Source organism: Gaetbulibacter sp. M240 (assembly GCF_043876815.1).
Taxonomy (GTDB): Bacteria; Bacteroidota; Bacteroidia; order Flavobacteriales; family Flavobacteriaceae; genus Gaetbulibacter_A.
On sequence record NZ_JBAWKA010000004.1, the window covers coordinates 86,145 to 102,337 of the forward strand.

Below are 16,193 nucleotides of genomic sequence, written 5' to 3' on the forward strand. Positions count from 1 at the left end.
TGTTCATAAAAAATGAGAACTTCAAATATGACTTTTTAAAATCAATTATTACTTTTGCGCATGCAACATGATAAGGTACTCATTTTAGACTTCGGATCGCAATACACACAGCTTATTGCCCGTCGGGTTCGAGAACTCAACATTTACTCCGAAATTCATCCATTCAATAAAATTCCAGACAATCTATCCGAATTTAAATCGGTTATCCTTTCGGGAAGTCCAAATTCCGTTCGAGGTGAAGATGCTTTACATCCAGATCTTTCGGAAATAAGAGGTGAAAAACCCATTTTAGCCGTTTGCTATGGTGCACAATATCTAGCCCATTTTTCGGGAGGAGAAGTGGCGCCATCCAATACCCGAGAATATGGCCGGGCAAATCTGTCTTTCATTAAAAAGAATGAACCCTTTTTTAATGCTATAGATGAAGGCAGTCAGGTTTGGATGAGTCACAGTGATACAATCAAACAATTACCCGATAATAGTGTTTTATTGGCCAGTACCAGTGATGTTGAAAATGCGGCCTACCGGATTGAAGGTGAAGTTACCTATGCGATTCAATTTCACCCGGAAGTTTATCACACCACGGATGGAAAACGATTATTAGAAAACTTTCTAGTGAATATCGCTGGTCTTAACCAAGATTGGACACCAGCGTCATTTGTTGAAGAAACCGTGGAATATATTCAAAATACTGTAGGAAATGACAAGGTAGTTCTTGGACTTTCAGGAGGTGTAGATTCCAGTGTAGCTGCCGTATTATTGAATAAGGCTATCGGTAAAAATCTATATTGTATTTTTGTTAATAACGGTTTATTACGTAAAAATGAATTTGAAAATGTACTTCAACAATATGAAGGCATGGGACTTAATGTTAAAGGTGTTGATGCTTCAAACCGATTTTTGGAAGCCTTGAAAGGTATTAAAGACCCGGAGCTAAAACGTAAAGCCATTGGCAATGCATTCATCGAAGTTTTTGATGATGAAGCCCATAAAATAAAAGACGTGAAATGGCTTGCACAAGGCACCATTTATCCCGATGTTATTGAAAGCGTTTCTGCTACTGGCGGACCTTCTGCAACCATAAAAAGTCATCATAATGTGGGTGGTTTACCAGACTTCATGAAGTTAAAAGTGGTAGAACCTTTACGTGCTATTTTTAAAGATGAGGTACGACGTGTTGGCGGAACACTGGGAATTAACCCTGAATTATTAGGGCGTCATCCATTTCCGGGGCCAGGTCTGGGTATTCGAATCTTAGGTGATATTACGGCAGAGAAGGTGCGCATTTTACAAGAAGTAGATGCTATTTTTATAGAAGGTCTCAAATCCTGGGGCTTGTATGATCAGGTATGGCAAGCGGGAGCTATGTTACTTCCTGTGAACAGCGTTGGCGTTATGGGGGATGAACGCACCTACGAGAAATGTGTGGCTTTGCGAGCAGTTGAAAGTACCGATGGTATGACAGCCGATTGGGTGAATTTACCATATGCTTTTCTTCAAAAAGTTTCTAATGATATTATAAATAAGGTAAAAGGCGTGAATCGTGTGGTATATGATATCAGTTCAAAACCACCTGCAACCATTGAGTGGGAATAGATCCTATTGTATTTCGAATTTTTTATCAGTAGTTGAGGCAAGTACGGTTTTGGCACGTAATATGTAATGTAATAAAATAAAAATTCCTAAAATAAGTTATATCAATGGCATCTTATTTGTAGAAATACACCGTATATGTTTACATTAGTATCCTATAGAAAAATACAACTCATGAATAAACTTTTATTAGCCTCAATTTTAGTATTCTTTATTGGAATCAACACGCTAAAAGCTCAAAATTTTAGCACGCATCAGGTTAAAGAAGGGGAAACTGTGGAGGGGATTGCAAAAAAATACTATGTTACACCTTCGGATATTTACACTTACAATCCGGATGCGAAAAAGGGACTCAAACCGAATACTATTTTAATTATACCTATTTCCAAATCCAACAAGCCAAATATTATTGAAAAAAAAGAGCTTACTGGGTTCAAAGAGCATAAAGTAAAACGGAAGGAAACTATTTATAGTTTAACTAAGGAGTATAATATTGAGGAAGAGGATATTAAGAAATACAATAAGTTTTTATATGCCAATCCTTTACGTAAAGGTGATAAATTGCAAATACCAATTTATAAGATCACCAAAGTAGTTGAGGAAAATCCTACGACTAAAACGTACATAGTGGAACCTAAAGAAGGTAAATGGCGCGTGGCTTACAAGTTTGGTATTACCATAGATCAGTTGGAAGAATTAAACCCCGATATGGGAGAGGTACTTCAGGAAGGTCAGGAATTAAAGGTTCCTAATATTGAAAAAGATGCTGAAAATAAAATAGATTATACTTATGGTTACTATAAAGTGTTGCCGAAAGAGGGGTTTTATCGATTAAAACTTAAATTAGGTCTTGATGAAACGCAACTCGATTCCCTAAATCCCGGATTGAAGGAAAGTGGTTTGAAGGCCGGTATGATCTTAAAAGTACCCTTTGATAAGGCTTCCAACTTGCTTAGTGAGAATAGTTCATTTGCTGTGAATTTGATTGATAGCATTGCTGATTTTACTACCAAGCATATTGCTGTTATGTTACCTTTCCGATTAAACCGTGTTGATTTTGATTCCATCGATGGTACCAAGCGCAGTATAAAAACAGATCCTTATTTGAAGGCTTCACTGGATTTTTACTCCGGGGTTCTAATAGCTTTAGATTCCTTAAAAACCTTAGGAATTTCTGTTAAAGCCGATGTTTATGACACGAAGAACGAACTAGGAGAGGTGGCTTATATTATTAATAGAAATCAATTTGAAGATTTAGATGCGGTTATTGGCCCACTTACTCCAAATAATTTTGAAAGAGCTGCCTCGGATCTCCGTAGAACAAATATTCCTGTTTTTTCGCCTATTGGAACCAATCTGAACCTTTATGATAATGTATTTCAAACCAGACCTTCTGATCAACTTTTAAAAGACAAATTGGTTAATTATATTAAAAAGGATACGTTGGCTGCTAATGTAATAGTTATTACCGATTCCAAACATCTCAACGTAGCAAACGATTTAAAAAATGAGTTTTCAAGGGCTAAAATCGTTGAGTCCAGAAAAAATAAAGAAGGTGTTGATGTAAATTATGTTTTGGTCGATGATATCAAACAACATCTTAAACCAGGAAACAATACGGTTTTTATTGAAACAGAAAATGCTGGTTTTGCTTCGAATGTAACGAGTGTTTTAGCCTCCCTGATCCGAAAAGAAAATAAGGAAGAAGGATTGCCTAAGATCAATATTAAACTGTGTACTACAAATTTCAATTCGGCCTTTTCGGGAGATGAGATTTCAAACGAACATTTGTCCAAATTACAGTTTACTTTTGCAACTGGAACAAAAAGTTATACGGATACTAGTCCGGATAGTTTTGTAAAACAATATTCACAAGAGTACAATATTACGCCAAACAGGTGGGCTGTTAAGGGATTCGACCTTACCATGGATGTTGTATTACGTTTGGCATCCTCAGAAAACATATATCAATCGGTTACAAAGGCGCCATTAACGGAATATGTAGAAAATAAATTTGCATACAAAAAGAAACTTTTTGGAGGCTATTATAATGATACAGCTTACCTCGTTAAATATGATGACCTAAACGTGGTGGTCATTGAGCAGTAATTCACATCGCAATATTGGGATATGCTTTCAGATAAAAACTTTCTAATTAAACTGGCGCATACAAAAATGCCTTTTGGAAAATATAAGGATCGATATTTAATTGATCTTCCTGAACATTATATGATATTCTACCATCGAAAAGGCTTCCCTAAAGGTCAACTTGGACTTATGATGGAGCAGGTATATGAGTTAAAAGTTAATGGTCTGGAGCATTTAATTAGGCGGATTAAAAAAGAGTACCCACAGTAAAGGTTCATCTTGTTAACAAATCAGGCTGAAATATGTAAATAACTATTCTCGTTTAACTGTTTTAATTTTGTAAATTTGCCTGCGTTTACAAGCGCAACATGACAAACACAGCAAAATACATATTTGTAACAGGCGGCGTTACATCCTCATTAGGAAAAGGAATTATAGCCGCATCTTTAGCCAAACTACTTCAAGCCCAGGGATATCGTGTTACCATCCAAAAACTAGACCCCTACATTAATGTTGATCCGGGGACATTAAACCCTTATGAACATGGCGAGTGTTATGTTACTGAAGATGGCGCTGAAACAGATCTGGATCTTGGGCATTACGAACGTTTTTTGAACGTACCGACGAGTCAGGCGAACAATGTCACTACAGGGCGTATTTACCAAAGTGTCATTGATAAGGAACGACGCGGTGAATTTTTAGGTAAAACAGTGCAGGTTGTGCCTCATATAACCGATGAAATCAAAGAACGCGTTCAGATACTAGGAAATTCCGGGGATTACGATATAATTATCACCGAAATTGGAGGAACCGTTGGTGATATTGAGTCGCTTCCCTACATTGAGGCAGTGCGACAACTTCGTTGGGATCTGGGAGACCATAATGGTATTGTTATTCATTTAACGCTGGTGCCATATCTTTCCGCCGCAGGCGAATTAAAAACAAAACCCACGCAGCATAGTGTAAAAACCTTAATGGAAAGTGGTGTACAGGCCGATATTTTAGTTTGTAGAACAGAGCATCATTTATCAACCGACCTACGTAAGAAATTGGCTTTGTTTTGCAATGTTCGTGAAGAAGCCGTTATTCAATCTATTGACGCTTCAACCATTTACGACGTTCCTAATTTTATGCTGAAAGAAGGTCTGGATAAAGTAGTTCTCAAAAAATTGAATCTTAAAAGTACAGAACCGGATATTCAAAAATGGAATCAGTTCTTAAAACGCTTAAAGAATCCCAAAACAGAGATCAATATTGGATTGATTGGAAAATATGTTGAATTACAGGATTCCTATAAATCTATTTTGGAAGCTATTATTCACGCTGGAGCGGAAAATGAAGTTAAGGTAAATGTTGAATCAATTCATTCTGAATATATAAATAAGGATAATGTTAGCGTGAAACTAGAACACCTTGATGGTATTTTAGTAGCACCCGGTTTTGGTGAACGTGGTATTGAGGGTAAGATTGATGCTGTTCAATTTGTTAGAGAGAATAATATTCCATTCTTAGGAATTTGCTTAGGCATGCAAATGGCAGTGATTGAATTTGCAAGAAATGTTTTGGGCTTGACAGAGGCCAATTCAACTGAAATGGATCCTCATACGAAATACCCGGTTATTGATATCATGGAGGAACAAAAAAGTATTACCCATATGGGAGGTACGATGCGTTTAGGATCTTGGAATTGCGACTTAAAGCGTGAGAGTTTGGTTTGGGATATCTATAAATCTGAACATATCAAGGAGCGTCACCGTCATCGTTATGAATTTAATAGTGACTACACCGAGCGTATTAAGACTGCAGGTATGATACCTACAGGTTTAAATCCGGATACCGGTTTGGTTGAAATAATTGAAATACCAAAACACCCCTGGTTTGTTGGAGTGCAATACCACCCGGAATACAAAAGTACCGTTGCTAGTCCGCATCCTTTATTTGTGGCCTTTGTAAAAGCGGCTTTAAATTATAACAAAAAAAATAGGAGTGCCAGAATGGCACAAAATTAAAACTTGGACAGCTAATTGCTGTGCAGTACTTATTCAAAACAGAGATAGGGCTGTTTTTTTAATTTAGATAACGATCAATGGAAGAAAAGAAAATCGATATTAATTCAATCATAGGATTTGTTTTAATTTTCGTCATTTTGGCTTATATGCTTTGGCAAAATCAACCAACTCCGGAAGAGTTGGAGGCACAACAAAAAGCTAAACAAGAACAGGTAGAAAAGGAAAAATCTGATCAGACTGTTCAGCAGGAAAAAAATACGACAGCTACCATTGCAGATTATACAGCAGATGCTGCAGATTCCCTTCAGGTTAATGCGCTTAAAAATAAATTAGGGGCTTTTGCGTTTTCAGGTTTAAATGCTAAAGAAGGGCAGACTAAAGTTGAAAGTGATCTGCTTAATTTGATTTTCGACAATAAGGGAGGGTATCTATCTGAGGTTAAGCTGAAAAAATTTGTTAATTACGACTCGGTTCCAATTTACCTTATTAAAGATAATAACGCTTCTTTCAATATTAATTTTGGAACTACGGATAGTCGTATATTAAATACCAATGATCTTTATTTTAAACCTACTGTAACTAAAAATGGTGATGAAACCATAGTTTCAATGAAACTTGAAGTTTCTGAAACCCAATTTTTAGAGTACCGTTATGCCGTTAAGGATAACGATTATATGATTGGTTTTACAGTACGTTCTCAGGGATTAAACAATATTATCAATGGCAGTCAACCTATCATTTTAGATTGGAAACTAAAAGGATACCGTCATGCCAAGAGTATTTCCTATGAAAACCGTTATACAGATATCCACTACGATTACGAAGATGGCAAAGATGATTATATGGGGAGCCGTGATGACGAAGAAACTGTAAATGACGTATCTTGGATAGGATATAAGCAGCATTTCTTTTCCTCAGCTTTGTTAACAGACACACAATTTAAACGGGTTACATTAAAAGCAGAAAATCAAGTTCAGGATGAGGAAGTAGATACCGTTTACACAAAAAATTTCGAGTCTACCATTCCTTTAGTTCTTCAAGCCGGAGAAATCAATCAGTCTATGGATTGGTATTACGGACCAAGTGATTACGAATTACTTAAAAAATATGACAGGAATTTGGACGAATTGGTACCACTAGGCTGGGGTATATTTGGTTGGATAAACCGCTATGTATTCATCCCTTTATTCTCATTTTTAAGTGGATTTTTACCGTATGGAATCGCCATTGTCGTTATGACGATCCTGGTGAAGATCTTGTTGTCATTCGTGCAATACAAACAATTTTTATCGCAGGCGAAACTAAAAATATTAAAGCCTGAATTGGATGAGATCCGAGAAAAATATAAAAATAATAAAATGAAGGCGCAGCAGGAAACTATGGCTTTGCAATCTAAAGCAGGAGCTAGTCCTATGGCGGGTTGTATACCGGCTCTGATACAGTTGCCAGTATTTTACGCCTTGTTCCAGTTTTTCCCTTCAGCCTTTGATCTCCGTCAAAAGTCATTTTTATGGGTAACCGATTTGTCATCGTATGATACGGTAGCAACACTACCGTTCCATATTCCATTTTATGGTGATCACGTTAGTTTGTTTCCCATATTAGCATCCATAGCTATTTTCTTTTATATGCGTTTAACAACAGGGCAAAATATGAATGCCCAACCACAGCAGGAAGGGATGCCGGATATGGCTAAAATGATGAAGTACATGATGTATTTTTCACCCATCATGATGTTGTTTTTCTTTAATAATTATGCCTCCGGTTTGAGTTTATATTACTTTATATCTAACGTGATTAGTATTGGTATAATTTTAGTGATCAAAAACTATATTCTTGATGAAGATAAAATTCATGCTCAGATTCAGGAAAATAAGAAAAAGCCTAAAAAGCAAAATCGTTTTCAGAAAAAAATGGCTGAAATGATGGAGCAGGCAGAAAAGCAAAAGCAAATGCAAAACAAAACTAAAAAGTAAATAAAAAGGCTGCCTAACGGCAGCTTTTTTTTATACAATTTGATCCTTGGTTTTTCGTTATTTGATAGGTTAATTTGTTTAGAATTAAATTTTTCCATTATGAAAAAAGCTTTAAATATATTGTTGATCCTTCTTTTGAGTAATATCCCATTTTGTTTTGGTCAAAACATAAATCAATTTGATGCGAATGGAAAACGGCATGGTATCTGGAAAAAGAACTTTGAAAACACAAAAGTTATCCGTTATGAAGGTATGTTCGAGCACGGTAAGGAAGTAGGAGAGTTTAAGTTTTATATTAACATGAAGAATAAACCTGTGCTCTCGGCTACCAGAGTTTTTAACCCGGATGATAACATTAGTGAGGTTACATTTTATGCTTCGACCGGTAAAGTAATTAGTGAAGGTAAAATGGATGGTAAAAAGTACATCGGTACCTGGAAATTTTACCAAAAAAATTCAAAAAAACTTTTAATTCTTGAAAACTATAATAGTCTAGGGCAATTACATGGTGCTCGGGAGGTCTATTATGCTAATGGTCAGGTTGCAGAAAAATCTAATTATAGCAATGGGGAGTTAGATGGCCTTTACACATGGTACTCGGAACCAGGGATATTAATAAAAGAACTCATGTATAAAAACGGGTCTCTCGATGGACCTACCAAGGTTTATGATGCAACGGGTTCTGTGATTATTGAAGGGCAATATAAGAATGGACAAAAAGTAGGGATCTGGACTTATTATGAAGCTGGTGAAATAACAGAAGAAAAAAACTTTTCCAAGCGTATCAACCCAAATAAGAAATAAAAAAAACCCCTCAGGGCATGAGGGGCTCTTTTTCATAGACAATTTTTAAGAACAAAAATTGCCTACAATCAACAAACCAAACTAATTCATATTGGGTAGAATCACTTTATCAATAACGTGTACTACACCATTTGTTCCTTGTATATCTACTAAAGATGTTACTATGTTACTTACACGCGCATTAGCGTCTGTAAGGGTGAATGCAGACGCATCGGCTGTGATTGGGCCTCCTAAGGTCCCTACTTCGCCACTAGCTAATTGGCTAGACTGTACATTAGCATTTACGATGTGCATTAATAGAACGGCATCCACTGTTTCTGTTGCAATATCACTTAAGCTAGTAACTTCTAACTCCGCAAGTAAACTTGCAAAAGCATCATTCGTTGGAGCAAAGACTGTAAATGGTCCAGCTGTTCCGTCTGAAACGGTATCAATGTAGGGAACGGTTGGTGTTCCTGAATCAGCGTAAACTAATGCATCCACTAAAATTGATAAGGCTGGATTAGACGTTGCAAACGTTGCAATTGTTGGAAGATCTATAACGTTATCCACAACATGCACAATACCGTTAGTTGTAATTACGTCGGGTATAGCTACCTCTGAATATCCGTTAAATTTTACTCCAGAAGTTCCATCATAATATAAGCTCAATTTTGAGGTATTAGGTCCGTCTGCTAAAGTATTAACATAACCGGAACCGCCAATTAAAGCACTTGATTCAACATTGGCACCTGGAATAACATGATTCAATAATATTTGAGTTAAAACATTATTAGGTACTTCATCAAGAGAGCTAAAACCCTTATCAGCTAAAAAAGCTGTAAATGCATCATTGGTAGGTGCTAAAACAGTCATACTACCTTCAGCGCTAAGCGCATCTACTAAATCGGCTTTTACAACAGCGTCTACTAAAATACTTAATTCAGGTGTTGCCTGAGCGGTCTCAACGATGTTCATAGGTTGCGGTGCAACGACTACATCGTCGTTATCATTATCACAAGAAGTGAATGTTATAGCAGCCACAAGGAACAAGGTTAAGATTTTAAAATTATTGGGTGATTTCATGGTTTATATTTTTTTGTTAGAATTTTGTTTAACAAATATATAAAAAAATTAAACAAAAAGGGTATAAGTGTTTAAAAAAATTAACAAAAGTTTAAACATTAAATCGATAAATGGAAATTTTCTTCTCCTTTAAAATCGTTTTAAATCACGAGTTATTATGTATCTTTGTAGCCTAAAAATTGAATATGAAACGGGTGGTAATCGGACTTTCGGGTGGAGTAGACTCCAGTGTAGCTGCATACCTTTTGCAAAAACAAGGTTATGAGGTGATTGGTCTGTTTATGAAAAACTGGCATGATGATTCAGTGACCATTTCTAATGAATGTCCCTGGTTAGATGATAGTAATGATGCTATGCTTGTTGCTGAAAAACTCAATATTCCGTTTCAAACAGTAGACCTAAGTGCTCAATACAAAACGCGTATCGTTGATTACATGTTCAAAGAATATGAGCGTGGCCGAACTCCAAACCCCGATGTACTCTGTAACAGGGAGATCAAGTTTGATGTTTTTATGGATATGGCCATGGAGCTTGGTGCCGATTATGTAGCCACCGGGCATTACTGCAGAAAAGGGAGTTTTGAAGAAAATGGAAAAACTACATATCAACTTCTTAAAGGTGTAGACAACAATAAGGATCAGTCTTATTTCTTATGTCAGTTATCACAGGAACAATTGTCTAAAGCTTTATTCCCGATCGGACATTTAACGAAACCGGAAGTCCGACGTATTGCAGAAGAATTAGATTTGGTTACGGCAGATAAAAAGGATTCTCAAGGTTTGTGTTTTATTGGTAAAGTGAAATTGCCAGATTTCCTGCAGCAACAATTGGAACCTAAGGAAGGTCTTATTGTAGAAATTCCGGAAAGCCCTGAAATTTTTGAATTAGCCGAACCCGAATTTGATTCAAACGAAAATAGACTTCAATATTTGTCTCAACGAAAGCACTATTCTATAGATCAGGGTAAAATAGTTGGAAAACATCAAGGCGCTCATTATTTTACCAAAGGTCAGCGCAAAGGTCTTGCAGTTGGTGGTACCAAGGAACCCTTATTTGTAATTGAAACCGATGTTGATGAGAATGTTATTTATACCGGACAAGGGAAATCACATCCGGGACTACTCAAAAAAGCACTGTTTATTAACGATGATGAGTTACATTGGGTTCGTGAAGATCTAGCTCTAAAACCAGATCAAACTTTGGAGGTTGATGCTCGGATTAGGTATAGACAGCCCTTGCAAAAGGCTAAATTACATAAAGTTTCCGGTGGTTTATATGTTGAATTTGAAGAACTTCAATCAGCTATTACCGAAGGTCAATTTGTAGCTTGGTACATTGGAGATGAATTAATTGGATCGGGTGTTATAGCTTAATAGTTATGGAAAACAGAATTACAGAACTTTTTAACATCAAATATCCTATAGTTCAGGCTGGTATGGTCTGGAATAGCGGATGGAAATTAGCTTCTGCAGCAAGTAATTCAGGAATCCTGGGTCTTCTAGGCGCTGGTTCTATGTATCCCGAAGTATTACGCGAGCACATTCAAAAATGTAAAAAGGCAACCTCGAAACCTTTTGGTGTCAATGTTCCTCTTATGTATCCTAATATTGAGGAGATCATGAATATTATTGTTGAAGAAGGTGTAAAAATCGTATTCACTTCAGCGGGAAATCCAAAAACATGGACTTCATGGTTAAAAGAAAAAGATATAACGGTCGTGCATGTTGTGAGCAGTTTAAAATTTGCATTGAAAGCTCAGGAGGCCGGAGTCGATGCTATTGTAGCAGAAGGCTTTGAAGCCGGAGGACATAATGGTAGGGACGAAACGACTACATTAACTTTGATCCCCATTGTTAAAGAGGGTATTAGTCTTCCTTTGATCGCAGCAGGAGGCATTGCTACAGGAAAAACCATGTTGGCTACAATGGTTCTTGGTGCGGATGGTGTACAAGTTGGAAGCCGCTTCGCAGCGAGTGTGGAAAGTTCAGCACATGAGGCTTATAAACAAGCCATTGTAAATGCTAAAGAAGGGGATACCCAATTAACCTTAAAAGAACTGGCTCCGGTGCGATTGATTAAAAATAAATTCTATCACGACGTCCAGGAATTGTATTCAAAATGTCCATCTAAAGAAGATCTTCAAAACTTATTGGGTCGCGCCAGGGCTAAAAAAGGGATGTTTGAAGGCGATATGGATAATGGTGAATTAGAGATCGGTCAGATCTCCGGACTTATTCATGATATCAAGCCCGTGGCTCAAATTGTTCAGGAAATGATTTCTGAATTTGAAGCGTCTAAAAAGGCTATTTCAGAGCTTTAGTTAGCATCCAAAACGTCGTCGAGCTTTATCTTATACAATCGGCTCTGGCCATTGCTATATTTCCAAAACTCCTTGAGCAGGATATCTACTGATAAGGAATCTGAATGAGATGGTTCTTCCATAGCTCTTTCACTTGTGAAATAGAAGGTATTCGTTTGGTAATCTATAAACGGACTGTAATCAAGCTTTTTACCATTAATAGGTTCTCCTAAATTTTTAGCCGGAGTCCAGCCCTTTTCTGTTTTGTAACTAACATACAAATCGCCACTACCAAAACTATCCTCTCGTCGATAACTTCCAAAAATAATATAGGATTCATCCGGAGCAATAAAAGCATTGTAATCATAAGTGCTAGAATTAATAGTTTCAGGTAATTTTTCAGGCGTGGTATATTCACCTTCACTAAAGAAACTTACATAAAGATCATCCAGAGAGGTTTGACTTTTATCTTCCCGGGTAAAATATAGATTACCGTTTTCAGCCAGTGAAGGATAAAATTCATTGTTTTTTGTATTAATGGGAGTCCCCAAGTTAATGGGATCAGACCATGGCGCATCCAAATGTTCTCGTTGCACATACCAAATATCAAAATCTTTTGAGTCGTTTGTTTGTAAGTCTAGTGGTCTGTTCGATACAAAATAAAGTCGGAGATCATCCTTTGAAAAAAAGGGTTCCATGTCGTGGAATTTTCCTGAAAATGACACGATCTCAGGTTTGGACCAAACCTCGTTTTTCTTTTTCATATAAATTAAGACGGAACGGTCTTTTAAAATATTCTGCGCTGAGAACAAGGCTTCATCACTTTTTGATGACATGGCAAGGTCCCTAACGTTTGGAAATAATTTTAAAACCTTTTGAAAGTCTACCGGAAGGACATCTTGGGAAAATCCGAAAAGAAAATTGAAACTTATAACCACGTATAGTAGCTTTTTCATCCTAAATAATTTGTTCCAAATTAATCAATACCACTAGGATACCCTCTAAAAAAATTGTTAATCTTGATACTGATAAAATAATTTCATTTCAATTGTTTAAGCTGATTGTTACCATTACTTTTGCCGAATGCAATTATCCGATTACACCAAGGAATTTAAATATAACTGGACACTGGCTGCCCCTGTGATGATGGGTATGTTGGGACATACCTTTGTTAGTTTCGTCGATAATATTATGGTGGGACAGTTGGGGACGGCTGAACTTGCAGCAGTTTCTCTGGGTAATAGTTTTATGTTTATTGCCATGTCTTTAGGTATTGGCTTTTCAACAGCAATTACTCCTTTGGTAGCGGAAGCGGATGCCGCAAAGGATTTTTCGCAAGGAAAATCGGCTTTTAAACATGGCTTATTCTTGTGCACTGCCTTAGGTATATTATTGTTTTTGTTAGTGCTAATAGCCAAACCTTTGATGTATTTAATGAAACAACCTAAAGAGGTAGTTGAACTGGCGATTCCTTATCTTGATTTTGTTGCTTTATCGTTAATACCGCTCATTATATTTCAAGCCTTGAAACAATTTAGTGATGGTTTATCCATGACGCGTTATCCCATGTATGCTACCTTACTAGCCAATATTTTAAATATTGTTATTAATTACGTTTTGATCTTTGGAAAATTTGGTTTTCCGGAATTGGGTATTGTAGGAGCAGCTTACGGTACTTTAGTTTCCAGAGTAGTTATGGTGGCCTATTTATGGTGGATATTGAAGGGAAAACAGGCCTCAAAATCATTTGTAACCAACATAAAAATTTTCGTATTGAACAAGTGGATGTTAAAAAAAATAATGGCTTTAGGTGCGCCTAGTGCGATGCAAATGTTTTTTGAGGTTGCTATTTTTACAGCTGCGATCTGGCTCAGTGGTCTGCTAGGCAAGAACCCGCAGGCTGCCAACCAAATAGCTTTGAATTTATCTTCAATGACCTTTATGGTGGCTACCGGGTTAAGCGTTGCATCTATGATCCGTGTTGGGAATCAAAAGGGACTAAAAAATTATATCGATTTGCGGCGAATTGCATTTTCAACTTTTTTACTGGGAACTATTTTCGCAGTATGCTTCGCCATATTATTTTTAGCTTTTCATAATCAATTGCCTAAATTATACGTAGATTTTAAGGATGTAGTTAATTATACAGATAATAATGAGGTGGTTAAAACGGCATCTAAACTTTTAATCGCAGCAGCTATTTTTCAAATTAGTGATACTCTTCAAGTTTTGATATTAGGTGCTCTAAGAGGCCTTCAGGACGTGAAGATACCAACCCTGATAACATTTATTTCATATTGGCTTGTTGGATTCCCTGTAAGTTGGTATTTTGGCGATGAATCGCTTTATGGTAGTTTCGGGATTTGGTTGGGCTTGTTAGCTGGATTAACAACAGCGGCAATTTTATTGTATATTCGATTCGATTATCTTACAAAAAGATTAATTTTGTCTCATCATTAAGGTTATTTATGACACTTCCAAAATTTATTTTAGGCGATAATTCCGATTTTCCAGATGCTATTTTTGTAATTCACACGGAGTTTCCTCGATTCATCATTAATTTAGAAACTGATAAAGTTGAATGGTTTGAGGAATTCGATAAGGAAGACCAAAAAGAATTGGAGTCTGAAGCCGAACATGCCATAATAGAGGCAACTAAATTCTATGATTCAGAGATTGCCAAGTACGAAGAATAGAGTTTATGTTAGATAATCTTATAGCATACGATACTTCACTATTTTTATTTTTGAATAACCTAGGTTCAAAACCATGGGATGGAATGTGGTTATTGATAACCAACAAATTTGCATTTATCCCGCTTTACGCCTTTTTATTATATCTCCTCTACAGAAAATATGGTTGGAAGGCCTTACTTATTATGGTTGTACTTATTGCATTAATGATAACGTTTACAGACCAGGTTACTAATTTGGTAAAGCGTATGGTACATCGTCCAAGACCTTGCGGAAATACGGATATAGTGGATCAGATGCGATTTTTAGCTGTACGGTGCGGTAAATTTGGTTACTTCTCCGGCCATTCATCAAATACTATGGCTGTAGCTGTTTTTACGGGACTTATGCTCAGAAACCATTATAAAAATCTAATATTTATTCTGTTATTTTGGAGTGCAGTGGTAGGGTATAGCCGCATTTACGTTGGTGTGCATTATCCCCTGGATGTGTTAAGCGGTTTTGCTTTTGGTGCGCTTTCAGGCTATTTGTTCTATCGGATTACAAACTATTTAGTGAGGCGATTTGCCTAACTTTAATAAGTGGTCGGCTGCGGCAAAGGGCGTTGTTTGATTAGCTTCTATCAAATCCAATTGAATTTTTAACTCTTTTTTGATATCAGGTTGATTAAAGAATGACGCTTTTAACCGATCTTCTATAGTTTGAAGTAGCCAAAATTTATTTTGTTCCTGACGATTTTTATCGAAAAACTTATTCTGTCTGGTGATGTTCAAATATTCTGATATCATATCCCAAATAGTATCCATTCCGTCATCATTCAAAGCACTGCAGAGTGTTACTTTTGGTTGCCATTCTGAATCTCGTTCAGGATAGAGGTGCAGAGCTCTTTCAAATTCATTTTTGGCAAGGTTTGCTTGTTTCAAGTTGGAACCATCAGCTTTATTAATGGCAATAGCATCAGCCATTTCAATGATACCTCGTTTAATTCCTTGCAATTCATCACCGGCCCCGGCTAATTTTAAAAGTAGAAAAAAATCAACCATGCTGTGTACAGTCGTCTCACTTTGGCCAACACCAACCGTTTCAATTAAAATCACATCAAATCCTGCGGCTTCACAAAGGGTGATTGTTTCTCTGGTTTTTCGGGCAACACCACCAAGGGATTCTCCGGATGCTGAAGGACGAATAAATGCGTTCTCATTTTTAACCAGTCGTTCCATGCGTGTTTTATCACCCAGGATACTACCTTTTGTTACACTACTACTGGGATCGATGGCCAAAACAGCAACACGTTTACCTAAACCTGTTAAAAAAGCACCAAAAGCTTCAATAAAAGTACTTTTGCCAACACCGGGAACACCGGTTATTCCTATACGCACCGACTTGTTGGCGTGCGGTAAACAAGCCATAATAATTAGGTTTGCCTGAGCAAGGTGTTTTGGATTACGGCTTTCAACGAGAGTTATAGCTCGACTTAAAGCTGTAATTTCCTTATTCAGGATCGCTGTTGTTATAGCTTCGGTATCAAGCGCTGTTTTACGTTTGCTTTTTATTGAATTTACGGCACTAGTGTTTGTTATCTCTGAAGAAGAGACGCCTGGCTGTTCTGATAATGCCGATTTGTCTTTTTTGGTCACTTTTGCCCGTTTGGATTAAAAATACAACA

At 36.8% G+C, this 16,193-nt stretch carries 14 protein-coding genes; 11 read left to right on the forward strand and 3 right to left on the reverse strand.

What is annotated here, in order from left to right:
• Window positions 1–60: 60 nt before the first annotated feature.
• The 6 genes from guaA to V8G61_RS11630 all read left to right on the forward strand — a co-directional run bounded on the left by guaA (window position 61) and on the right by V8G61_RS11630 (window position 8,470).
• Entirely contained in the window at window positions 61–1,596 is a 1,536-nt protein-coding gene (guaA, locus tag V8G61_RS11605; protein WP_394875881.1) for a glutamine-hydrolyzing GMP synthase, read from the forward strand.
• A 171-nt stretch (window positions 1,597–1,767) separates the two neighbouring features.
• On the forward strand, window positions 1,768–3,702 hold the full coding sequence (locus V8G61_RS11610) for a LysM peptidoglycan-binding domain-containing protein (RefSeq protein WP_394875882.1): 1,935 nt from the start codon (window positions 1,768–1,770) through the stop codon (window positions 3,700–3,702).
• 21 nt (window positions 3,703–3,723) lie between these two features.
• Complete coding sequence (locus tag V8G61_RS11615) at window positions 3,724–3,951, forward strand: DUF3820 family protein (RefSeq protein WP_394875883.1); 228 nt, start codon at window positions 3,724–3,726, stop codon at window positions 3,949–3,951.
• 98 nt (window positions 3,952–4,049) lie between these two features.
• Window positions 4,050–5,690 (forward strand): CTP synthase, encoded by a 1,641-nt coding sequence (locus V8G61_RS11620; RefSeq protein WP_394875884.1) that lies wholly within the window; start codon window positions 4,050–4,052, stop codon window positions 5,688–5,690.
• Between the two features lie 77 nt (window positions 5,691–5,767).
• Window positions 5,768–7,666 (forward strand): membrane protein insertase YidC, encoded by a 1,899-nt coding sequence (gene yidC / locus V8G61_RS11625; RefSeq protein ID WP_394875885.1) that lies wholly within the window; start codon window positions 5,768–5,770, stop codon window positions 7,664–7,666.
• Window positions 7,667–7,765: 99 nt separating this feature from the next.
• A complete protein-coding gene (locus tag V8G61_RS11630) occupies window positions 7,766–8,470 on the forward strand; it encodes a toxin-antitoxin system YwqK family antitoxin (RefSeq protein ID WP_394875886.1) in 705 nt (234 codons plus the stop codon).
• A gap of 81 nt (window positions 8,471–8,551) precedes the next feature.
• Here V8G61_RS11630 and V8G61_RS11635 read toward each other — a convergent pair whose 3' ends face one another.
• Window positions 8,552–9,535 (reverse strand): fasciclin domain-containing protein, encoded by a 984-nt coding sequence (locus V8G61_RS11635; RefSeq protein ID WP_394875888.1) that lies wholly within the window; start codon window positions 9,533–9,535, stop codon window positions 8,552–8,554.
• A gap of 185 nt (window positions 9,536–9,720) precedes the next feature.
• Here V8G61_RS11635 and mnmA point away from each other — a divergent pair, with 185 nt between their 5' ends.
• Together mnmA and V8G61_RS11645 are read left to right on the forward strand one after the other, a co-directional pair.
• Window positions 9,721–10,908, forward strand: a complete 1,188-nt coding sequence (mnmA, locus tag V8G61_RS11640) for a tRNA 2-thiouridine(34) synthase MnmA (RefSeq protein ID WP_394875889.1) — start codon at window positions 9,721–9,723, stop codon at window positions 10,906–10,908.
• A 5-nt stretch (window positions 10,909–10,913) separates the two neighbouring features.
• The gene (locus V8G61_RS11645) at window positions 10,914–11,855 is read left to right on the forward strand and encodes an NAD(P)H-dependent flavin oxidoreductase (protein WP_394875890.1); all 942 of its coding nucleotides are present in this window, start codon (window positions 10,914–10,916) and stop codon (window positions 11,853–11,855) included.
• Here V8G61_RS11645 and V8G61_RS11650 read toward each other — a convergent pair.
• Window positions 11,852–12,790, reverse strand: a complete 939-nt coding sequence (locus V8G61_RS11650; protein WP_394875891.1) for a hypothetical protein — start codon at window positions 12,788–12,790, stop codon at window positions 11,852–11,854. The two genes, V8G61_RS11645 and V8G61_RS11650, sit on opposite strands and share 4 nt — an antisense overlap.
• 127 nt (window positions 12,791–12,917) lie before the next feature.
• Here V8G61_RS11650 and V8G61_RS11655 point away from each other — a divergent pair, with 127 nt between their 5' ends.
• Genes V8G61_RS11655 through V8G61_RS11665 form a run of 3 tightly spaced genes read left to right on the forward strand, consistent with a single transcriptional unit; the run spans window position 12,918 to window position 15,099 of the window.
• Complete coding sequence (locus V8G61_RS11655) at window positions 12,918–14,294, forward strand: MATE family efflux transporter (protein ID WP_394875892.1); 1,377 nt, start codon at window positions 12,918–12,920, stop codon at window positions 14,292–14,294.
• A gap of 8 nt (window positions 14,295–14,302) precedes the next feature.
• Window positions 14,303–14,530, forward strand: a complete 228-nt coding sequence (locus tag V8G61_RS11660) for a hypothetical protein (protein WP_394875893.1) — start codon at window positions 14,303–14,305, stop codon at window positions 14,528–14,530.
• Window positions 14,531–14,535: 5 nt separating this feature from the next.
• The gene (locus tag V8G61_RS11665; RefSeq protein WP_394875894.1) at window positions 14,536–15,099 is read left to right on the forward strand and encodes a phosphatase PAP2 family protein; all 564 of its coding nucleotides are present in this window, start codon (window positions 14,536–14,538) and stop codon (window positions 15,097–15,099) included.
• On the opposite strand, the gene meaB is transcribed toward V8G61_RS11665, so the two are convergent.
• On the reverse strand, window positions 15,079–16,164 hold the full coding sequence (gene meaB / locus V8G61_RS11670; protein WP_394875896.1) for a methylmalonyl Co-A mutase-associated GTPase MeaB: 1,086 nt from the start codon (window positions 16,162–16,164) through the stop codon (window positions 15,079–15,081). The two genes, V8G61_RS11665 and meaB, sit on opposite strands and share 21 nt — an antisense overlap.
• Window positions 16,165–16,193 lie beyond the last annotated feature (29 nt).